Annotated in this window: 21 protein-coding genes; 13 read left to right on the top strand and 8 right to left on the bottom strand. The window is 64.4% G+C overall.

The features are described 5' to 3' along the window. Nucleotides 1–79 precede the first annotated feature (79 nt). From JAB8_RS24630 to JAB8_RS24605, 6 genes are all read left to right on the top strand, one after another. Nucleotides 80–1,120 carry a ligase-associated DNA damage response exonuclease gene (locus JAB8_RS24630; protein WP_070291830.1) on the top strand — a complete coding sequence of 347 codons (1,041 nt, stop codon included), beginning with the start codon at nucleotides 80–82 and terminating at the stop codon, nucleotides 1,118–1,120. Next, nucleotides 1,113–2,753 carry an ATP-dependent DNA ligase gene (locus JAB8_RS24625; RefSeq protein WP_121670187.1) on the top strand — a complete coding sequence of 547 codons (1,641 nt, stop codon included), beginning with the start codon at nucleotides 1,113–1,115 and terminating at the stop codon, nucleotides 2,751–2,753. Before JAB8_RS24630 ends, JAB8_RS24625 begins: the two co-directional genes overlap by 8 nt. 7 nt (nucleotides 2,754–2,760) lie before the next feature. Next, complete coding sequence (locus JAB8_RS24620; RefSeq protein WP_070291828.1) at nucleotides 2,761–5,226, top strand: ligase-associated DNA damage response DEXH box helicase; 2,466 nt, start codon at nucleotides 2,761–2,763, stop codon at nucleotides 5,224–5,226. Next, nucleotides 5,223–5,912, top strand: a complete 690-nt coding sequence (pdeM, locus tag JAB8_RS24615; protein ID WP_070221091.1) for a ligase-associated DNA damage response endonuclease PdeM — start codon at nucleotides 5,223–5,225, stop codon at nucleotides 5,910–5,912. Before JAB8_RS24620 ends, pdeM begins: the two co-directional genes overlap by 4 nt. A gap of 193 nt (nucleotides 5,913–6,105) precedes the next feature. Further along, nucleotides 6,106–6,480, top strand: coding sequence for a KGG domain-containing protein (locus tag JAB8_RS24610; RefSeq protein ID WP_070221093.1), 375 nt, complete (start codon nucleotides 6,106–6,108; stop codon nucleotides 6,478–6,480). Nucleotides 6,481–6,674: 194 nt separating this feature from the next. Then, nucleotides 6,675–6,941 (top strand): hypothetical protein, encoded by a 267-nt coding sequence (locus tag JAB8_RS24605; protein ID WP_070300427.1) that lies wholly within the window; start codon nucleotides 6,675–6,677, stop codon nucleotides 6,939–6,941. Nucleotides 6,942–6,950: 9 nt separating this feature from the next. Here the strand turns inward: JAB8_RS24605 and JAB8_RS24600 are convergent, their stop codons facing one another. Together JAB8_RS24600 and JAB8_RS24595 are read right to left on the bottom strand one after the other, a co-directional pair. Beyond that, a complete protein-coding gene (locus JAB8_RS24600) occupies nucleotides 6,951–7,559 on the bottom strand; it encodes a DUF2239 family protein (RefSeq protein ID WP_070291827.1) in 609 nt (202 codons plus the stop codon). 84 nt (nucleotides 7,560–7,643) lie between these two features. Then, on the bottom strand, nucleotides 7,644–8,141 hold the full coding sequence (locus JAB8_RS24595; protein ID WP_070291826.1) for a pyridoxamine 5'-phosphate oxidase family protein: 498 nt from the start codon (nucleotides 8,139–8,141) through the stop codon (nucleotides 7,644–7,646). 262 nt (nucleotides 8,142–8,403) lie between these two features. Here JAB8_RS24595 and JAB8_RS24590 point away from each other — a divergent pair, with 262 nt between their 5' ends. The 5 genes from JAB8_RS24590 to JAB8_RS24570 are packed head-to-tail and all read left to right on the top strand — an operon-like array spanning nucleotide 8,404 to nucleotide 12,874. Continuing rightward, on the top strand, nucleotides 8,404–9,057 hold the full coding sequence (locus JAB8_RS24590) for a PepSY-associated TM helix domain-containing protein (protein WP_070291825.1): 654 nt from the start codon (nucleotides 8,404–8,406) through the stop codon (nucleotides 9,055–9,057). Nucleotides 9,058–9,088: 31 nt separating this feature from the next. Further along, complete coding sequence (locus JAB8_RS24585) at nucleotides 9,089–9,604, top strand: DUF2271 domain-containing protein (protein WP_070291824.1); 516 nt, start codon at nucleotides 9,089–9,091, stop codon at nucleotides 9,602–9,604. 12 nt (nucleotides 9,605–9,616) lie between these two features. Continuing rightward, nucleotides 9,617–10,441 (top strand): DUF4198 domain-containing protein, encoded by an 825-nt coding sequence (locus JAB8_RS24580; protein WP_070291823.1) that lies wholly within the window; start codon nucleotides 9,617–9,619, stop codon nucleotides 10,439–10,441. Nucleotides 10,442–10,467: 26 nt separating this feature from the next. Then, the gene (locus tag JAB8_RS24575; RefSeq protein ID WP_070291822.1) at nucleotides 10,468–11,496 is read left to right on the top strand and encodes an FAD:protein FMN transferase; all 1,029 of its coding nucleotides are present in this window, start codon (nucleotides 10,468–10,470) and stop codon (nucleotides 11,494–11,496) included. Nucleotides 11,497–11,509: 13 nt separating this feature from the next. Further along, nucleotides 11,510–12,874: a sulfite reductase subunit alpha gene (locus tag JAB8_RS24570; protein ID WP_070291821.1), complete on the top strand. Its 1,365-nt coding sequence runs from the start codon at nucleotides 11,510–11,512 to the stop codon at nucleotides 12,872–12,874. Nucleotides 12,875–12,889: 15 nt separating this feature from the next. On the opposite strand, the gene JAB8_RS24565 is transcribed toward JAB8_RS24570, so the two are convergent. The 6 genes from JAB8_RS24565 to JAB8_RS24540 form a co-directional block, all read right to left on the bottom strand. Further along, nucleotides 12,890–14,119 (bottom strand): DUF2325 domain-containing protein, encoded by a 1,230-nt coding sequence (locus tag JAB8_RS24565; protein WP_083287913.1) that lies wholly within the window; start codon nucleotides 14,117–14,119, stop codon nucleotides 12,890–12,892. A 48-nt stretch (nucleotides 14,120–14,167) separates the two neighbouring features. Then, the gene (locus JAB8_RS24560; protein WP_070221111.1) at nucleotides 14,168–14,494 is read right to left on the bottom strand and encodes a hypothetical protein; all 327 of its coding nucleotides are present in this window, start codon (nucleotides 14,492–14,494) and stop codon (nucleotides 14,168–14,170) included. Nucleotides 14,495–14,579: 85 nt separating this feature from the next. Further along, on the bottom strand, nucleotides 14,580–14,777 hold the full coding sequence (locus JAB8_RS24555) for a hemin uptake protein HemP (protein WP_034750559.1): 198 nt from the start codon (nucleotides 14,775–14,777) through the stop codon (nucleotides 14,580–14,582). Nucleotides 14,778–15,028: 251 nt separating this feature from the next. Continuing rightward, nucleotides 15,029–15,835, bottom strand: a complete 807-nt coding sequence (locus JAB8_RS24550) for a helix-turn-helix domain-containing protein (RefSeq protein ID WP_070221155.1) — start codon at nucleotides 15,833–15,835, stop codon at nucleotides 15,029–15,031. 336 nt (nucleotides 15,836–16,171) lie between these two features. Continuing rightward, nucleotides 16,172–16,816: a response regulator transcription factor gene (locus tag JAB8_RS24545; protein ID WP_070221113.1), complete on the bottom strand. Its 645-nt coding sequence runs from the start codon at nucleotides 16,814–16,816 to the stop codon at nucleotides 16,172–16,174. A gap of 154 nt (nucleotides 16,817–16,970) precedes the next feature. Beyond that, a complete protein-coding gene (locus JAB8_RS24540) occupies nucleotides 16,971–17,438 on the bottom strand; it encodes a universal stress protein (protein WP_070221114.1) in 468 nt (155 codons plus the stop codon). Nucleotides 17,439–17,904: 466 nt separating this feature from the next. Between JAB8_RS24540 and JAB8_RS24535 the strand changes: the two genes are divergently transcribed. After that, nucleotides 17,905–18,759, top strand: a complete 855-nt coding sequence (locus JAB8_RS24535) for a protein phosphatase CheZ (RefSeq protein ID WP_070291820.1) — start codon at nucleotides 17,905–17,907, stop codon at nucleotides 18,757–18,759. Further along, the coding region (locus JAB8_RS24530; protein ID WP_175445252.1) for an Hpt domain-containing protein at nucleotides 18,759–18,940 on the top strand (182 nt) is incomplete at its 3' end. The genes JAB8_RS24535 and JAB8_RS24530, both read left to right, overlap by 1 nt.

Here is an 18,940-nt window from a genome sequence, read left to right as displayed (position 1 = left end):
TGCGCTGTCTGACAGATGATCTGGCGCAAGAGCGCTAGAATCAGCCCATTCCAACGCGTGATAACGCAGGGAGCAGGGCATGGCGGACATGGTAGTGGTGCGCAAGGAAGGTTTGTACTGTGTGCCGGGTCAGTTCTACATCGACCCGTGGCGCCCCGTCGAGCGCGCCATCATCACACATGCGCACGCCGACCATGCGCGGGTCGGGCACCGGCATTACCTGTGCGCCGCGCCAGGCGAGCAAGTGCTGCGCGCGCGCCTGGGCCCCGTGTCCATCCAGGCGCTCGCGTATGGCGAGACCATCGAACACCACGGCGTGCAGATGTCGCTGCATCCGGCCGGCCACGTGCTCGGTTCGGCACAGGTGCGCATGGAATATGGCGGCGAAGTGTGGGTGGCGTCGGGCGACTACAAGCTGCAGCCCGACCCCACCTGCCTGCCGTTCGAACCCGTGCGCTGCGACACCTTCATCACGGAATCGACCTTCGGCCTGCCCATTTACCGCTGGCAGGCGCCGCAGGAAATCTACGACGACATCAACCAGTGGTGGCGCAGGAATGCGGCCGAAGGGCGCACCAGCGTGCTGTTCTGCTATGCCTTCGGCAAGGCGCAGCGCATCCTGGCGGGCCTCGATGCCAGCATCGGCCCCATCATCTGCCATGGCGCGGCGCAAGCCCTGACGCAGGTCTACCGCGAGTCGGGCGTGGCCTTGCCCGCCACCGTGATGGTGGGCGAGGTGACGGACAAGGCTGCATTGAAAACGGCGCTGGTGATCGCGCCCCCATCGGCCGCCGGCTCGCCGTGGATGAAGCGCTTCGGCGACTACAGCGATGCGTTTGCCAGCGGCTGGATGCTGCTGCGCGGGGCGCGCCGGCGGCGCGGCGTGGACCGGGGTTTCGTGCTGTCCGACCATGCCGACTGGCCCGGCCTGATGCAAGCGATCACGGCCACGCAGGCCGAACGCATCATCGTCACGCATGGCTCGATTCCCGTCATGGTGCGCTGGCTGCAGCAGAACGGCTGGCAGGCGGGCGGCTTCGAGACGGAATACGGCGATGACGAGGCCGATGACGGTGCGCCCGATGCGGCCGCGGCGGCGGAGGACGTCAGCCATGCGTGACTTTGCCCGGCTGTACGCGGAACTCGACGAGACGACCTCCACCAGCCGCAAGCTGGCGGCGCTGCAAGCCTATTTTCGCGGCGCCTCGCCCGAGAACGCGGCCTGGGCCGTGTATTTCCTGGCCGGCGGCAAGCCGCGTCAGGCCGTGCCCACCAAATTGCTGCGCGAATACGCGACCGAACGGGCGGGCCTCGATGCCTGGCTGTTCGACGAGGCCTATCACGCCGTGGGCGACCTGGCCGAAACCATCGCCCTGATCCTGCCCGCGCCCGCCAAACGCAGCGACGTCGGCCTGGCCGAGTGGGTCGAGCAGCGCATCGCACCGTTGCGCGGCGCGGCGCCGGACGCCATCCGCGCCGCCCTGCTGGGGTACTGGGACGAGCTGGAAACGCGCGAACGTTTTCTGTTGATCAAGCTGATCGGCGGCGGCTTTCGCGTGGGCGTCTCAAAACTGCTGGTGACGCGCGCGCTGGCGTCCATCGCCGCCGTCGACAGCAAGCTGATCGCCCAGCGCCTGATGGGCTGGACCGATGGCAAGGTCAACCCCACGGGCGCTGGATTCTTGAAGCTGATCGCCGCGCAGTCGGACGGCGAACATGCGCTGCGCGGCGGCCAGCCGTATCCGTTTTTCCTCGCGCATCCCCTGCAGGCGGGGCCGGAAAGCCTGGGCGACATCGGCGGCTGGCTGGCCGAGTGGAAATACGACGGCATGCGCGCCCAGCTGCTGCGCCGCGATGGCGTGAACTGGCTGTGGTCGCGCGGCGAGGAATTGATCACGGAGCGCTTTCCGGAACTGGCGCAGCTGGCCTTGCCCGAGGGTACCGTGCTCGATGGCGAAATCCTCATCTGGCAGCCGGGCGACGTGCCGGCGCCATTTGCCGATTTGCAGCAACGGATGGGCCGCAAGACGGTCTCTCCCAAGTTGCTGGCCGAGCTGCCCGCCGTGCTGGTGGCTTACGATGTGCTGGAACTCGATGGCGTGGACGTGCGCCAGCTGCCCCAGCTGGAACGGCGCGCGCTGCTGGAAAGCGTGGTGGCCGGCGTGCACTCTCCCGCGTTGCGCCTGTCGCCGCGTGTTGACGCGGCTAGCTGGGAGGCATTGGCCATCATCCGCGAGGAATCGCGCGCGCGCGGCGTGGAAGGCCTGATGCTCAAGGCCGTGTCGGCCGCGTATGGCGTGGGCCGCACGAAAGACGTGGGCACGTGGTGGAAATGGAAGATCGATCCGTATGCCATCGACGCCGTGCTGATCTACGCCCAGGCGGGCCACGGCCGCCGCGCGTCGCTGTACACGGATTATACGTTTGCCGTGTGGGATGACGTGGAGGAGGGCGGGCAGGGGGAGCGTAAGCTGGTGCCGTTCGCCAAGGCGTATTCGGGCTTGACCGATGCGGAGATCGCGCAAGTCGACGCGGCCATCCGCAAGACGACGATAGAAAAATTCGGCCCCGTGCGCAGCGTGCAGCCGACGATGGTGTTCGAGATCGGTTTCGAGGGCATCGCTGCGTCCAGCCGCCACAAGGCGGGCATCGCCGTGCGCTTCCCCCGCATCCTGCGCCGCCGCGAAGACAAGACAGTTGCCGACGCCGACACCCTGGCCACGCTGAAGGCCATGCTGGCGGGCGCCGCATGAGCAGGCGATGAGTAAAAGCGCGCTGGCGCAGCGCATCGATGCGTGGTTCACGCGGCGCGGCTGGACGATCTTTCCTTTCCAGCGCGCCGTCTGGCGCGCTGGCGCGCAGGGCCAGTCCGGCTTGCTGCATGCGAGTACAGGGTCCGGCAAGACGTATGCCGTGTGGTTCGGCGCCTTGCTGCGCGCCGAGCGGCTACAACGCAAGGGCAGGAAGCAGGGCATGCGCGTGCTGTGGATCACGCCCATGCGGGCGCTGGCGGCCGACACCGTGCGCGCGCTGCAGGCGTCCGGCGAAACGCTGGCGCCCGGCTGGCGCATCGAGGCGCGCACGGGCGATACGAGCGCCGCGCAGCGGGCGCGGCAGGCGAAAGCGTGGCCCGAGGTGCTCGTCACGACGCCGGAAAGCCTGTCCCTGATGCTGAGCCAAGCGGACGCGCAGGAACGCTTCAGCCTGCTGGAAACGGTGATCGTCGACGAGTGGCATGAATTGATGGGCAGCAAGCGCGGCGTGCAGGTGCAGCTGGCGCTGGCCCGTTTGCGCCGCTGGAATGCAACCTTGATGACGTGGGGCTTGTCGGCCACCCTGGGCAATCTGCGGCAGGCGCAGGACGTCTTGCTGGGAGAACAAAGCGATGGCGTGCTGGTCGAAGGTAAAGTCAGGAAGCGCATCCTTGTCGACAGTCTGATTCCCGTCAATCCCACGCGCTTTCCCTGGGGCGGCCACCTGGGCATCCAGATGCTGCAGCCGCTGATCGCCGAGATCGAGGGCAGCGCCACCACCCTGGTGTTCACCAACACGCGTTCGCAGGCCGAGCTGTGGTACCAGCACCTGCTCGACGCGCGCCCCGACTGGGCGGGCCTGATCGCCCTGCACCACGGTTCGCTGGACCGCGAAGTGCGCGAGTGGGTCGAGCAGCACCTGAAGACGGGCGAGCTGAAAGCCGTCGTGTGCACGTCCAGCCTGGACCTGGGCGTCGATTTCCTGCCCGTCGAACGGGTGCTGCAAGTGGGCAGCGCGAAAGGCATCGCGCGCCTGGTGCAGCGGGCGGGGCGCAGCGGCCACGCGCCGGGGCGCATTTCGCGCGTCACCCTGGTGCCGACCAACAGCCTGGAATTGCTGGAAGCGGCCGCCGCCCGCGCTGCCCTGGCGCAGGGCCACCTGGAAGCGCGGCCCGTGCCGGACAAGCCGCTCGACGTGCTGGTGCAGCACCTGGTGACGATCGCGCTGGGCGGCGGTTTCGACTCGCCGGCGCTGTACGCGGAAGTGCGCGCGGCCTGGTCGTATCGCCACCTGACGCCGGACGAGTGGCAATGGGCGCTCGACTTCGTCGCGCGCGGCGGGCAAAGCCTGACCGTGTACCCGGAATACCGCAGAGTGCTGCCGGACGATGCAGGCGTCTACCGCGTGCCGGACGTGGCGCTGGCGCGGCGCCACCGCATGAGCATCGGCACCATCGTCTCGGAAGCGGCGATCCAGGTCAAATTCCTCGGCGGGGGACGCATCGGCAGCATCGAGGAATCGTTCATCGCGCGCCTGAAGCAGGGCGACCATTTTCTGTTTGGCGGGCGCATCCTGGAGTTCGTGCGAGTGCATGAGATGACGGCCTACGTGCGGCGCGCCACGGGCAGCCGCGGTGCCGTGCCGCGCTGGCAGGGCGGCAAGATGCCGCTGTCGTCGGAACTGGCGCACGCCGTGCTGGACCAACTGCAGCTGGCGCAGGAGGGCCGTGCCAGCGGGCCGGAAATGCGCGCGCTGGCGCCCCTGCTGGCCATCCAGCAGAAATGGTCCAGCCTGCCCACGCGCGCCAGCCTGCTGCTGGAAACCTTGTCCAGCCGCGAGGGCCATCACCTGTTCGTGTATCCATTCGCGGGCCGCTCCGTGCACCTGGGCCTGGCATCCCTGCTGGCCTATCGCATCGCGCGCGTGCAGCCGGCCACCTTGTCGATCGCCGTCAACGATTACGGCTTTGAATTGCTGGGCGCGGACGATATCGATTTTGCGCCGCTGCTGACGGCCGCCAGCGGTGCCGATCTTCCCCTGTTCAGCACGGACAACTTGCTGGAAGACGTGCTGGCCAGCCTGAACGCGACGGAATTGTCGCAGCGGCGTTTCCGTGAAATCGCCCGCATCGCCGGCCTCGTGTTCCAGGGCTATCCGGGCCAGCCGAAAAGCGCGCGCCAGCTGCAAGCGTCGTCCTCGCTGTTCTTTGAAGTGTTCCGCAAGCACGACGCGGCCAATTTGCTGCTCACGCAGGCGCAGCGCGAAGTGCTGGAGCAGGAACTGGAACTGACGCGCCTGCGCGCCACCTTGCGCGAACTGCATGGACGCAGCATCTGCCTGCAAGCGCTGGAGCGCGCCTCGCCATTTGCCTTCGGCCTGATGGTCGAGCGCTTCCGCGAACAGCTGACGACGGAAAAACTGTCGGACCGGGTGGCGCGGCTGGTGCTGGCGCTGGAAAAGGCGGCCGCATGAAGGGACAGGAGCAGGCGCATTGCGCGGTGGAGCTGGCCGGCGAGGTGGTCTGGCTGCTGGCGCACAAGGCCGTGTACTGGCCGGCGCGCAGGATATTGATCGTTGCCGACATCCATTTCGGCAAGGCGGCGGCGTTTCGCGCGCTGGGCGTGCCCGTGCCGCGCGGCACCACCACGCAAAACCTGCTGGCGCTCGATGCCTTGCTGGCCAGTTACGCCTGCGAGGAAATCGTCTTTCTCGGCGATTTTTTGCACGCGCGCGCCGCCCATGCGGCCGCCACCGTGGCGGCCATGCTGGCGTGGCGCATGCGTCATCGCGACGTGCGCCTGACGGTGGTGCGCGGCAACCATGACGCGCATGCGGGCGATCCGGCCGCCGCGCTGGGCATCCGCATGGTCGATGAACCGCACCAGGTGGGCAAGCTGTCGTTCTGCCATCACCCGGACACCGTCGCGCCCGGCTACGTGCTGGCGGGCCACGTGCATCCCGTGTTTCACTTGCGTGCCAAAGGGAGCGGAGCGCACGGCGGCGGCCTGCGCCTGCCGTGTTTCCTGCTGGGCCAACAGCGCGCCATCCTGCCCTCGTTTGGCGCCTTCACGGGCGGCCATGCGGTGCTGCCAGGCACTGGCGAGCGCGTGTACGTGACGGCCGACGCGGCGATTTTTCCGCTGCCCGCTAACTGCTGAGTGCTTGGTACTTTTGGTGGAAAACTGAAAGTAACTGTGCCACCGTAGGCGGGACTCATCCTACATGCGCTCTTGCCATCCTCCTATTTCTTGTGCCCCATGTGCGCACTAAGATGACGGTTCCCTTGCCATGCGAGGGGGAAGAATTGCATGGTTTGCACTGTTTCCGATTCCATCGATCAAGGAGATCATCATGGCCACATCGAGCGACAATAAACAGCAAGGTAGTAAAACCAGTAGCAGTAGCAGCGGCGGCAGCGGCGGCAGCAAGCAAAGCGATACCAGCAAGCGGGGTTTCGCTTCCATGGACCCCGCCCAGCAGCGCGAAATCGCCAGCGAAGGCGGACGTGCCGCGCATGAAAAAGGCACGGCCCATGAATTCACGTCGGAAGAGGCCCGCCGCGCAGGCAGCCAAAGCCACAAGAACGATGCCAACCGGCAAAGCGCCTCCAGCTCCAGCGGTTCGCGCGATAACGCCAGCATGAACCAGGAGGGCAACCGTGACAGTGGCAACAAGCAAAGCGGCGGTTCCGGGTCCGGTTCCAGCTCCGGGTCGCGCAACAAGTAGCGCCAGCTGAGTAGCAAGTTGCAAGTGGCTCTGGCCAGCGGGAAGCAGGCACGCCGCTGGTCAGGGCCACGCTTATTTGGCTGCCGCAAAATTTTGATGCAACGCAGCAGGCATGGACTATGATGAAATAGCTGCGCCGGCCACGGCCGACACGCAGTCAACGCAGTCAAATCGCACTCACGATCAGGGAGAAGATGATGGGCAACTCCACCACGCCGCAAGCCGGCAATAGCCAGGGCGGCACGCCGTCCGTGGCAGGCAACAAGCAAAGTACGGCCGATTCTGCCGAGAACTTTGTGCTGGTCGATAGCGAGCAAGGGCTCGATATCGGCGACGATCTGTTTTCCATCGGCGAGGTGCGGCGCGCCGACCGCCTGCCCCATCACCAGTCCGGCTCCGCCGGGCAGAGCCGGCAGAGTGCCGACGATGCGCCCGACACCACGGGCAGTACGGGCGTCTGATCTGGCCGCCTAACTTTCTTCACTCTCAAGCCACCCGCGCCGGGCCAGCTGCAAGACGTGTTCGCGCACGTCCGCTGGCCATTCCTGTACGCATGCGAGAAACGCTGCTTGCTTGCCGGCGAAAAGGGCGCGGCTTGCTTCCTCGAAGCCTGGCGCATCGCCGGCCAGCGCATTCATGACTTTATAGGCCGCTTCGCGCGCCTGGCGCTGCTCATCGTGCAGCTTGTTGCCGCGCTGCGCGTGTTCCACCAGTTTGCGCAAGGCGACGGAAGCGCCGCCCGGCTGCGTCGCCAGCCATTCCCAGTGACGGGGCAGCAAAGTGATTTCGCGCGCCACGACGCCCAGCTTCGGGCGGCCTGCCGTGCGTGCGGGGGCGGGAGCGTCGTCCTGCGGCGCCGGCGTTGCCGCGCGAGGCAGGCGCTGCAGCACGTCGGCCAGGCTGCCGTGCAGGTTCAGGTCGACCTGGCTGCCGCTGGCATCGTCGAAAATCAGGATCTGCGCATCGGGATCGCGCGTCACCAGTTCCTTCAGTGTTTGCGCAAGCGCATGTAAAGGGCCGGCGGCGACTTTTCGCTTGCCGGCGAAGGCGGTGAGCTGAGGTGGTGCGGGGCTATGCATGTCTTGCCTCCATGGGGAATGCAGGCAATTTTACCCGGGTTAAATAGAAAGTCAATATTACCCGGGTAAAATAGGATAAATCTGCTACAGATCGACCCGGCCGTGTTCGCCCATGTCTTTCGGCGGCTCGCCCGTGATGGCGGCCTTGGCCATTTCATAGAATTGCATCATCTTGCTGGCGCTGCTATCCCAATACTCGGCCGACTGGATCGTCACCTTGATCAGCGACAGCTTCGGATCGTCGAGCCCGCCCGGGAACCAGGCTTTCACGAGCGGATTCCACAATTCCTCCGCCTTGGCGCGGTCTTTCAGCAGCTGCGCGTGGCCGCAGACGGATACATACAGGCTGTCGCCCGTGTCGACAAAGCTGACATTGACTTGCGGATTGTTCAGCAAGTCGCGCGTATAGCTGGCCTCGTCGGAAACAAAGAACCAGATATGCCCTTCGTTATCGACCTGCTGCTGCGTCAGCGGCCGGCTGGTGAGGGTGCGCATGTCGTCGCTGGTGGTCAGCATGCCGAATTTGACGTCCTTGATCTTGGCCGCGATGCTGGCCAGTTGTTCGCTGGAATACGATTGCATGGGTGCTCCCTTGTTGGTTGTCCTGAACAACAAGCATAGGCGCTTGCCGCATGCGGCTCTGTACGGCAGCTTACGTAGCAGCGGTGCTTTGTTTCAAAGCTGTTACAAAACGCCGGCCCGGCGGGGCGCCCCATGTCTTGACTTAATAAATGATAATCATTATCATTTGTTTGAAATATCGGCATGCACTCTGATTGAAGGATGGGAATGAAGCACACTGACTTGTCGCGCCAGCTGGCCCGCCCCTTGCCGGGAGCGGAGCATGCATAGTGCGGGCGCCGCCGACAAGGCCAGGAACAACGCCAGCCGCGCCGTCTGGCTGAAGAACTTGCATCAATGGCACTGGATCAGCTCGGCACTTTGTTTGCTGGGCATGTTTTTGTTCGCCATCACCGGCATCACCCTGAACCACGCCGGCCAGATCGAGTCGAAACCGTCGATCACGCGCCAGAAGGCGCAGTTGCCGGCGCCCCTCGTCACGGAACTGGCCGCCTTTGCCTCCGGGCATGACGGCACCAATGCGCCGATGCCGGCCGCCGCCGAAGCCTGGCTCAGGCAGCAATGGTCGCTCAATGCGGGCGGGCGTCCCGCCGAATGGTCGGTCGACGAAGTGTATCTGCCGCTGCCCAAGGCGGGCGGCGACGCCTGGGTGCGCATCGGCCTCGAAGACGGGGCCGCTGAATATGAATTGACGGACCGGGGCTGGGTGTCCTGGCTCAACGACGTGCACAAGGGCCGCAACACGGGCGTCGCCTGGAGCTGGTTCATCGACATCTTTGCCGGCGCCTGCATCGTGTTTTGCCTGACGGGGCTATTGATTTTGAAGTTCCACGCGGCCAACCGGCCATTTACGTGGCCGATGGTTGGCCTCGGCATTCTGATACCTTGCGCGATCGCCTTGCTGTTTATCCACTGATGTTTTTATTTTTCCTTTTTACAGGCACACCATGAAATTACGCTACTCCCTGGCGCTTGGCCTTCCCCTGATCGGTACGTCGGCGATGGCTGCCGACCTGTCCCTGAAGCTTGAAATCCCGCAACTGAACGTGGCGGAATACCACCGCCCCTACGTGGCGGCGTGGCTGGAAACGGCCGATCAAAAGGTCGTTGGCAATCTGGCTGTGCTGTATGACGTGAAAAAGAAGGACAAGGCGGGCGAAAAATGGCTGAAGGACATGCGTCAATGGTGGCGCAAGAGCGGCCGCGACCTGGCCATGCCAGTGGACGGCGTCAGCGGCGCCACGCGCGCGCCGGGCGAACATACCCTGACTTTCCCTGGCGCCAAGGCCTTGCTCGACAAGCTGCCGGCCGGCGAATACCAGGTGGTGGTGGAAGCGGCACGCGAAGCGGGCGGACGCGAACTGGTGCGCGTGCCGTTCCAGTGGCCGCTGAAATCGGCCCAGTCCGTTCCTGGCAAGGGCAAGGAAGAACTCGGCAATGTCGTCGTCCAACTCAAACCTTAAGGCGCCTCTACCATGTTGAAGCAACTGAATAAACCGCTGATCGCCCTGGCGCTGGCCGGCCTGGCCATGAATGCCCACGCCCACCGGGGCTGGATGGTGCCATCGAGCACGATGGTGGAAAGCAAGGACGCCTGGGTGACGGTGGACGCTGCCGTCTCCGACGGCCTGTTCGAGATCGACCACCAGCCGCTGCGCCTGGATGCGCTGCAAGTGACCGGCCCCGATGGCGCGAAAGTGGCGCCGGCGAATACGCTCACGGGCCGTTTGCGCAGCGTCTTCGACGTAAAAATGGAAAAGCCGGGCACGTATAAAGCGGCCATCGTGTCGCAAAACGTGATGGGCAGCTACAAGCTCAATGGCGAGCAGAAGCGTTTCCGCGGCAATGAAGAGACGTTCAAGAAGGAAGTGCCGGCCGACGCGCAAGAGCTGAAAATCACGCGCACGGCAGCGCGGCTGGAAACTTTCTTCAGCAATGGCGAAACCAGCACGGAAGTGTTCAAGCCGACGGGCGTGGGCCTGGAATTCGTGCCGGTGACCCATCCGAACGACTTGCGCGCGGGCGAAAAAGCCACGTGGCGCTTCCTGGTCGATGGCAAGCCGGCCGCGAATCAGGCCTTCAGCCTTGTGCCGGGCGGCGTGCGCTACCGTGGCGTGCTCGGGGAAATCCGCCAGAGCACCGATGCCAAGGGCGAGATTACGTTCACCGTGCCGGCCGCCGGCATGTATTACCTGAGCAGCACCTGGCCTGCGGCCGCACCTGCCGTGGCCGGCCAGCCGCCAGCCATGCCGGAGCGCCGCATGACCTACGCGGCCACCGTGGAAGTGCTGCCGCAGTAAGCGGCGGCATCGTCACGAGCTCGCCGATGCGCCGGGTCCTGCTGCCGCAGCATATTTCCGATCAGGCCGCGCCGCCCGGCGCCGCGATCCGGGACTTGCGCGGCTTGAGCATGGGCACCAGCTGGTCGGTGCGCCTGCTCGAGTCCGCCATGCCGGGACGCGCCGGCAGCGCCGACCTGCAGCAGGGCTTGCAGCAGCAGCTGGACCTGGTCGTGGCGCAAATGAGTCACTGGAGCGATGAGTCCGACCTGGGCCGCTTCAACCGGGCCGAACCCGGCAGCTGGCACAGCCTGCCCGCCGCCTTTTGCGAGGTGCTGGGCTTTGCCATGCACGTGTCGCAGGCGTCCGGTGGCGCATACGACCCGTGTGCGGGCGCCCTCGTCAACCTGTGGGGCTTCGGCCCCCGCCATCGCTACGACGAGCCCGGTTTTCTGCCGCCGAACAAAGAGACGGTGGCCTTGCTGCTGTCGCAACGCCAGCGCCGCCGCCTGGAGCTGGACTTGCCGGCCCGCCGCGCGCGTCAGCCCGGCGGCTTGCAGCTCGATTTATCGGCCATCGCCAAGGGGTATGGCGTGGACCGCCTGGCGCGCTATCTGGACAGCCAGGGCATCGGCCATTACCTGGTCGAAGTGGGCGGCGAGCTGCGCGGCGCCGGCAGCAAGCCCGACGGCCAGCCATGGTGGGTGATGCTGGAACAGGTCGACGGCGCCGACGCGGATCTACATCCGCCGGAAATGCTGCTGGCGCTGCACGGCTTGTCCGTGGCGACGTCGGGCGACTACCGGCGTTTCTTCCAGGATGGCACGGCGCGTTTCTCGCACACCATCGATCCGCGCAGCGGCATGCCGATCGCCAATCAACTCGCTTCCGTCACCGTCGTGCATGAACAATGCATGGCGGCCGACGCCTGGTCGACGGCCCTGACCGTGCTCGGTGTCGAGGCCGGCATGGCGCTGGCCGAAGAGCAGGGCCTGGCCGCGCGCTTCCTGCAGCGCGACGGCCCTGGCTTTCACGAAACGCTGAGCAGCCACATGCTGGCCATGCTCGACGAATGAAGATTTATTTCCCATGATTTTTACGCACGATACGACGCGGCTGGCCTTGCTGGCCGCCCTGTCCCTCAGCTACGCGGGCGTGTGCCTGGCGCCCTGGTTGCGCGCGCGCGCCAGGCGCCGCGCGTCCGCCGCCGCCAAGGCGGCGCTGGCAAACAGTCCCGCCTGGCTGGTGGCGTATGCAAGCCAGACGGGCAATGCCGAGGAACTGGCCACGCAAACGGCGCAGAGCCTGCAACTGGCCGGCATCCCCGTGCGCCTGTGCGCGCTGGCCGAAGTCACGGCCCTTGATCTGCAACAAGCCGAACGGACTCTGTTTTTAGTCAGCACCTATGGCGAAGGCGATGCGCCCGACAATGCGGCTGCCTTCATGGGCCGCCTGATGACGGGCGGGCTGGCGCTGCCGCAATTGCATTACGCCGTGCTGGCCTTGGGCGACCGCAGCTATGGCCAGTTTTGCGGTTTCGGCCGCGCGCTCGATGCCTGGCTGGCGGCGCAGGGCGCCTCGCGCCTGTTCGAGCGCATCGAAGTCGACCGCAGCGCCAGCGTCAGCATCGAGCAATGGTTCCAGCATCTGAGTCACCTGGCCGGCACCAGCGACGCGCCCGACTGGAGCGCCCCCGCCTTCGGCGACTGGCGCCTGACGCACAGGCAGCTGCTCAACCCGGGCAGCGCGGGCGGCGCCATCTATCACGTGGAACTGGCGCCCGTGGCCGGTAGCCTGCCTGACTGGCAATCGGGCGACCTGGTGCAGGTGACGGCGCCCGCCGACCCCTCGCAGCCGCGCGAATATTCGATCGCTTCGATTCCGCGCGATGGCGGCGTGCACTTGCTGGTGCGCCAGCATGCGCATCCCGACGGCAGCCTGGGCCTGGCCTCGGGCTGGCTCACGGCGCAGGCCAAGGTCGGCGACGTGGTGCAACTGCGCTTGCGCCAGCATAAACGCTTCCGGCTGGAAGACAATGCCCAGCGGCCATTGATTTTGATCGGCAACGGCAGCGGCATCGCCGGTCTGCGCGGCCACCTGAAGAGCCGCGTGCTGGCAGGGCAGCGGCGCAACTGGCTGATCTTTGGCGAGCGCAACCTGGCCCACGATTTTCATTATCGCGAAGAGATTGAAGGCTGGCATGCCAGCGGCGACTTGCCTCGGCTGGACCTGGCGTTTTCGCGCGACCAGGCCGGGCGCACCTACGTGCAGGACCGCCTGCGCGGCAATGCCGATGAAGTCAAGCTGTGGCTGGAGCAGGGCGCGGCCATTTATATCTGCGGCAGCCTGGCCGGCATGGCGGGCGGTGTAGACCAGGCCCTGCAGGAGATACTGGGCCGGCCCGCGCTCGACGCGCTGGCGGCCGAAGGGCGCTACCGGCGCGACGTGTATTAATGCAGCAGGGACTGCTTATGGCTGGACCGCAGCCAGCGGCGCCGTGTCCATCTCGCTGCTGACTTCCTGCAAGCCGCGCGCCAGGCTGGAGATGCTGGGGTTGTCGATGAAGACGCAGCGCTTGCCCGTGCGCTTGCAATAATCCTTCACGCGCCAGTAGGCGCTGTGGCTGATGCAGCCCGTCTGGCAAATCACCAGGTCGGCGGCCGCCAGGCTTGAGTCGAGCAGGTTGGCATTGTCTTCCAGGCCGCCGTCGTGGTGGGCGAACTGCGCGCCGACCCGTTCGATCAGGGCGCGGTAGGTGGCGACATTGCCGCTGCGTCCGCCCACGCACAAGACGCTTTGATCGACGAGGCGGATCGGCATTTTCAGCTTGCCGCCGGTCGGCACTTCCAGCTTGGGCGCCGGTGGCGGCACGGCGGCGGCAGGGCGCGGCTGGGCCTGTTTCAATTCCGCGATTTGCTGGCGCAGTTCCTTTTCGCGCTCATCCATTTGCGCCAGGCGTTCGACCAGGCGCGTGCGCGATTCCAGTGCCGGGATGGCCGCCTGCAATTGCGCCAGTTCCGCGCGCAAGCCGTCGATCACGCTATCCTTGCCGATGGACTCGGCCCGCGTGCGCAGCAGCACGGCTTCCTGGCGTTCCAGTTCGCCCGTTTTTTCCGTCAGTGCGGCCTGGCTGCGCTGCTGCAGCTTGGCCAGTTCCTGCGTCAGGCGCGCATTTTCTTCCTGCAAGGCCGTAAATTTGCCCATGTCGGCGCGCACGCAGGCGCCGGCCTGGTGCTGGATCATGTGCAAGTCGCGGCACATCTGCTCTTCCAGCTCGGCGTCGCAGCGCGGGTGCGTCAGGCCGGCCCAGAAGGCGCCCGACACGTCGCCGTTGGCGACGGCCGTGCGCCACAGTTGCGCTACCTGTTCCGTGGTCTTGGCGCCGCGAAAGCGCAGGATCACGGGAGCGTAGCGGCGTTCGAGTTCCTTTTGCAGCGCTTCGGACAGGCGGTTGCGCGCGCCGCATTCCGTGACGGCGCCCACGTGCACTTCGTAGTCGTCGGCCAGCACGCGCCCGCCCGTCATCTTGCCCACCAGTTTGCGCAGGTAGCCCAAGGGCAAGCCTACGCCGACCAGCGGGCAATGGCAGGTATGCGACAGTTCCCACAGCCGGCGGCGGCGCGAAGCGAGCGCGGCCGTTTCCGTGTCGGCGTGGGCGCAATTGCTGATGACGGGCAGGGACTGGTCTTTGTCACACATGGCGATATCCTGTTGGGCGGTGGGGCAGCGGTGGAAGAGAAATAGAAATTAGTGCGGCAGCGGCGAGGCAGGACGTCTGGCGCTCAGCATGCGTGCCAGGCGCTCGAGCAAGGTGGTCTTCGGCGGCGCGGGCCGGTGCAGCGCCACCAGGGTGGCCCATTGCTGCGACAGTTGCTGGCAAGTCGCTTGCAGCACGGGGCCGAGGCCGGGCGAGCCGGCCAGCGCTTGCAGATGGCGTTCGATGACTGCGGCCAGTTTCTCGCAGGGACTGTCCGCATGGTAGTGCGACATCAGGTGCAGCACGGCCGACAGCAGCAATTCAGGCTGCTGGCCTTGTGGGGAAGGAAACATCGAGGAAGGTCGGTCGTTCGCCATCAAACACTCCTGTGCGGTGGTTTGGCTGGCTGCGCGCACGGGGCGCGACTGGCTGGCGAGCGTGGTGACTGGCTGCCGTGCTGCTTCAGGCAGTCAGGATCAGCTTGTTCAATTGGGTGACGCGCAGGCGATAGATCTTGCCGCTGTGCTCAATCTCCACTTCGCGGCCCTGCTGCAGCAGCGCTTCGCTGGTAATGCGGCGCGCCGGCTGGGCCATGCTGACGGGAGGACGGACGTGGGCGGTAGCGGCATCCTGGATCAAGGCTGGTTTTGAGCTTTGCATGTTGGGCTTTCTTTATCTCAGTTGAGAATGATTCGTATTTGCATTATTGTTGAATGTGGCCCGAAAAGCAAGGCTTATTTATGCGCAATCCGTGCTTTTTTGCGATGGGATGGCAGCGTGGAGCATGGCGCTGCGCGAAGACGGCCACTGGCGCGGCATGGAAGGGGAGCGGCAGCAAAAAAGACCCGGCAAGGCGGTGCGCGCCTTGGTCGGGTCAAGCCTGTGCCAAGCTGGAAGAAATCGGGATGGCGTTAAATCGTGGCCAGCAATTGCGCCGAGGCGGCCGCGGCGGCGGTGGTGTCGGCCTTGAGCTTGGCGGCAGCCAGCTGCTTGGCGCGCGAGCGCGACGGCGGCAAGCGGCGCAGGGTTTTCAGGGCGTCCGGATCCTTGATGCCGATGGTGCGCTGGTCAACCGAGATCAGGCCGATTTCATTGAAGGCGGACAAAGTGCGGCTCACCGTTTCCAGGGTCAGGCCCAAGTAGCTGCCGATTTCGTGGCGCGTCATGCGCAGGTTGAACAGCTTGCTCGAATAGCCCATCTGCGCGAAGCGGTCGGCCAGCGAGACGAGGAAGCGCGCCACGCGGGCTTCGGCGCTCAAGGCGCCCAGCATGCCGATCATCGCCTGTTCGCGCACCAGTTCGCGGCTCATCACGCCGTACATGACGTTTTCCAGTTCCAGGTGAACACGTCCCAGCGCCGTCAGCTTCTTGAACGGCAACAAGATCAGGTCGCAGTCGGACAGGGCCACCGCTTCCGAGGAGTAGTGGCGCGAGTGGATGCCGTCGACGCCCAGCATGTCGCCCTTCATGGGAAAGCTCAGTACCTGTTCATTGCCGAATTCGTCGATGAGCACGGTTTTCAGGAAGCCCGAATTGACGATGTACAAGGTGTCGAACGGTTGGCCGATGGTATGCACGCGCTGGCCCGTCTTGAATTGCACGTGCTGGAACAGCAGTTCGTCGGCGGCGATGGTGCAGGCGCTGGAGATATGCAGCAGATCGCATACTTCCTTCAGGTTCGACCATAGCCGCCCCTGGCGCTGGCGCCCTGCTTCCATCGGGGAAGAGGGGGCCAGCGATGGGGCGGCGGCGCGGGTTTCGGGCGTTTGCGTGGACAGCATGTTCATCTCCTGGTGACAGGTAGTTCAGAGTTGAATGACAGGGTGCGCAGACGGCGGGCAGGGAAAGGGCGGCGCGCGTCCAGGCTGGTAAAGCTCAATTCGCTGACGACTTGCTGTGTGATGAAATAACTTCCCAGCAACTTGATTACTGGTTTCAGTATGCCAACAACCATATGCAATTAATATCAGCAGTGGCTGAATATGGCAGTAGGAGCTACGGTAGGGGGAGTAGGATTGTTCCTACTGTCGACGCGCGGGCGCGCGCCGCCGGGCTTACGTCTTGAAGGGGGAGAGCAGGCGGTGCGCCACGGCGTACTGCACCATTTCGGACAGCGAACTCATGCCCATTTTTTGCATGATGCGCGTCTTGTGCGTACTCACCGTCTTCACGCTCAGGTGCAGGTTGTTGGCGATTTCCGTGATCGACTTGCCCGCCACCAGCAGGGAAAAGACTTCGAACTCGCGGTCCGATAACTGTTTGTGCAGCAAGCTTTCATTCGGCATCATGATGTTGAGCACGAGCTGCTCGGCCACCTCGGCGCTGATGTAGGGGCGTCCCGACGCCACCTTGTGAATGGCGCCCACGAGCTGGGTGCCCGCGCTTTCCTTGGTCAGATAGCCTTGTGCGCCGGCGCGGATGGCGCGCACCGCATATTGTTCTTCCTCGTGCATGGTGAGGATCAGGATGGCCAGCTTGGGCGCCTCGCTGCGGATTTGCCGGATCAGGTCGACGCCGCTGCGGCCCGGCATTGACAGGTCGAGCAGCAGCAGGTCGAAGCCGCCCTGGCGCACCTGATTGAGTACTTCAAAGCCGTCGATGGCTTCGCCCACGATATCGATATCCGGCGCGCCGTCAAGGATGCGCTTCAAGCCTTCTCGCATGATGGTGTGGTCGTCGGCAATTACAATACGTATCATAGGCGGGCAATCTGGATGCGTGAAATCTGCTCTGTCCGTCACCGGACAATCAAATGTTGAGAAACGAGAAACGTTGTCATTTTAACTGAGGCGGCCGCATTATGCCTTTTTCTGCATATGCCGGCAACGGCGGCCCCGGTGGTCATGTGACCTCTTATTCGGATGGGGGTTCCTTGATCAGCCTATGCACGAGCACGGGCAATTTCGAGTGCGACAGCACTTTATTGGTCACACTGCCCAACAGCAATTGCCCCCAGCCGCTGCGGCCATGCGAACCCATGAAAATCAGATCGCAATGCTGCAATTGCGCCACTTCCACGATCTTCAGGGCCGGGCTGTCGGAAAAGGCCGTCAGGCCCGTCGCTTCCAGGCCGCGCTTGGCGGCCGCGTCGAGGATGGGCTGCCAGTGGTCGGCGCCGGCCTTGCGCATGGCGATGCGGTACTCCTCCTCGCTGGGATAGCTTGGCGGAATGATTTCGATGTACACCGGGTACTGGTATTCGGGCGCCACATACAAGGCAAGGATGTCGGCGTGCATCTGTTCGGCAAAAGCAACGCCGGCGCAGGCCGTCAGGTTGGAGACGGTGGAGCCATCGGTGGCGATCAGAATTTTCTTATACATGGCAGGTCCTTTGGCGGTGACTGAGCGCGCGCAACGCCTCTTATTGTAGACGCGGCGGCAGCATTGTATTCATGCAAAGACTTGATAATTATCAATACAACTGCACCTTCAGTATAGACAACATTGGCAGAAAGATCGTGTGTAGCTGCAACGATGTCCATGTGGCGCTGTTGCGCAGACGCCCGGAAGCAGGATTTCTTCTGCTGTGCGTGGTCTTGCACGCACGCCAATGGTAGTATTTCAAAATACAACAGCTGGAACACATATTTCCTTGTGGAAAAGCTCTTGTAGGCCAGCTTTGCACCAGGAAGCGCGTTTTGAGATTTACCAACAGGGCGGCGCCCTGCTACACTCGCACCATCGCAGCGGTATTGCCTCAAATCATCTTAATCGAGAAATTGTGGGTATCAGTCTGTAAAACGCACAGTTCAGGCGGAATTTTGACAAATTATGGAGAAGCAGGGATATGACCAACGCCGCTGATGATTTCGACGCATTATTCGATGAAGTATCTGCGCAAAGTGCGGCCGCGGCTCAGCCCGCGCCTGCCGCCGCGCCCGCTCCCGCCGTGATTGCGGAGGACGATTTCGACGCGCTGTTCGACTCGGTGTCGGCCAACGCCGCCGTGCCGGCAGCCGCCGAGCCCGTGGCCGCCGAGGCGGAAGCGCTGCCTGTGGCCAGCGCCGAGGCGTCTGGCGACGCGGCCGATCCCGTCGACCAGTCCGACAAGCCGATGTTCGAGCGTCTGGGCGGCATCGTGCGCCTGCTGCACGATTCGCTGCGCGAACTGGGCTACGACAAGGCGCTGACGGAAGCGTCGTCGCAGATCGTCGACGCCCAGGACCGCCTGGAATACGTCGCCACCCTGACCGAGCAGGCCGCCAACAAGGTCCTGAACACGCTCGACGAAGGCATGCCGGCGCAGGATGTGCTGTCGAAGAAAGCCAAGGACATGGACGGCCGCTGGACGGCGCTGTTCGACGGCAAGCTGAGCCTGGAAGAATTCAAGGCCCTGGCCGGCGACTCGCGCCAGTTCGCGCAAGCCGTTGCCGAAGCGACGGAAGCGGAAAAAGCGCGCTTGTTGGAAATCATGATGGCGCAGGACTTCCAGGACATCACGGGCCAGCTGATCAAAAAAGTGGTCAACATCACCAAGACCGTGGAAAACGAACTGGCCCAGCTGTTGCGCGACAACGCGCCGGCCGAGGTGCGCGAGAAACTGGCGCAAAAGCCGGTGCCGCTGATGCAGGGCCCGTCCGTGCCGTCGGTGGCGCTGGACCAGGATAATGTAGACGACCTTCTTGCGGATTTGGGATTCTAATGGACGATATGCTCAAGGATTTCGTCGTTGAGGCGATGGATCTTGCGGTTAATGTTGAAGAGCACTTGTTGCGCCTCGAGCGCGATCCTGACAACAAGGAAACACTGAATGCGGTGTTTCGTTCCTTCCACACGATCAAGGGCGGTGCCGGCTTCATGGGCTTGCCCGCGCTGGTGGCGGC

The organism is Janthinobacterium sp. HH106 (assembly GCF_001758725.1).
Taxonomy (GTDB): domain Bacteria; phylum Pseudomonadota; class Gammaproteobacteria; order Burkholderiales; family Burkholderiaceae_D; genus Janthinobacterium.
The sequence above is the reverse complement of the archived record's forward strand: the minus strand, read 5'-3'. Positions and strand labels throughout refer to the sequence as shown.

What these genes read in the sequence shown, in the direction of transcription:
- JAB8_RS24630 (WP_070291830.1), top strand. Translation starts at nt 80, where the DNA reads ATGGCGGACATGGTAGTGGTGCGCAAGGAAGGTTTGTACTGTGTGCCG.
- JAB8_RS24625 (WP_121670187.1), top strand. Translation starts at nt 1,113, where the DNA reads ATGCGTGACTTTGCCCGGCTGTACGCGGAACTCGACGAGACGACCTCC.
- JAB8_RS24620 (WP_070291828.1), top strand. Translation starts at nt 2,761, where the DNA reads ATGAGTAAAAGCGCGCTGGCGCAGCGCATCGATGCGTGGTTCACGCGG.
- pdeM (WP_070221091.1), top strand. Translation starts at nt 5,223, where the DNA reads ATGAAGGGACAGGAGCAGGCGCATTGCGCGGTGGAGCTGGCCGGCGAG.
- JAB8_RS24610 (WP_070221093.1), top strand. Translation starts at nt 6,106, where the DNA reads ATGGCCACATCGAGCGACAATAAACAGCAAGGTAGTAAAACCAGTAGC.
- JAB8_RS24605 (WP_070300427.1), top strand. Translation starts at nt 6,675, where the DNA reads ATGATGGGCAACTCCACCACGCCGCAAGCCGGCAATAGCCAGGGCGGC.
- JAB8_RS24600 (WP_070291827.1), bottom strand. Translation starts at nt 7,559, where the DNA reads ATGCATAGCCCCGCACCACCTCAGCTCACCGCCTTCGCCGGCAAGCGA.
- JAB8_RS24595 (WP_070291826.1), bottom strand. Translation starts at nt 8,141, where the DNA reads ATGCAATCGTATTCCAGCGAACAACTGGCCAGCATCGCGGCCAAGATC.
- JAB8_RS24590 (WP_070291825.1), top strand. Translation starts at nt 8,404, where the DNA reads ATGCATAGTGCGGGCGCCGCCGACAAGGCCAGGAACAACGCCAGCCGC.
- JAB8_RS24585 (WP_070291824.1), top strand. Translation starts at nt 9,089, where the DNA reads ATGAAATTACGCTACTCCCTGGCGCTTGGCCTTCCCCTGATCGGTACG.
- JAB8_RS24580 (WP_070291823.1), top strand. Translation starts at nt 9,617, where the DNA reads ATGTTGAAGCAACTGAATAAACCGCTGATCGCCCTGGCGCTGGCCGGC.
- JAB8_RS24575 (WP_070291822.1), top strand. Translation starts at nt 10,468, where the DNA reads ATGCGCCGGGTCCTGCTGCCGCAGCATATTTCCGATCAGGCCGCGCCG.
- JAB8_RS24570 (WP_070291821.1), top strand. Translation starts at nt 11,510, where the DNA reads ATGATTTTTACGCACGATACGACGCGGCTGGCCTTGCTGGCCGCCCTG.
- JAB8_RS24565 (WP_083287913.1), bottom strand. Translation starts at nt 14,119, where the DNA reads ATGTGTGACAAAGACCAGTCCCTGCCCGTCATCAGCAATTGCGCCCAC.
- JAB8_RS24560 (WP_070221111.1), bottom strand. Translation starts at nt 14,494, where the DNA reads ATGGCGAACGACCGACCTTCCTCGATGTTTCCTTCCCCACAAGGCCAG.
- JAB8_RS24555 (WP_034750559.1), bottom strand. Translation starts at nt 14,777, where the DNA reads ATGCAAAGCTCAAAACCAGCCTTGATCCAGGATGCCGCTACCGCCCAC.
- JAB8_RS24550 (WP_070221155.1), bottom strand. Translation starts at nt 15,835, where the DNA reads ATGGAAGCAGGGCGCCAGCGCCAGGGGCGGCTATGGTCGAACCTGAAG.
- JAB8_RS24545 (WP_070221113.1), bottom strand. Translation starts at nt 16,816, where the DNA reads ATGATACGTATTGTAATTGCCGACGACCACACCATCATGCGAGAAGGC.
- JAB8_RS24540 (WP_070221114.1), bottom strand. Translation starts at nt 17,438, where the DNA reads ATGTATAAGAAAATTCTGATCGCCACCGATGGCTCCACCGTCTCCAAC.
- JAB8_RS24535 (WP_070291820.1), top strand. Translation starts at nt 17,905, where the DNA reads ATGACCAACGCCGCTGATGATTTCGACGCATTATTCGATGAAGTATCT.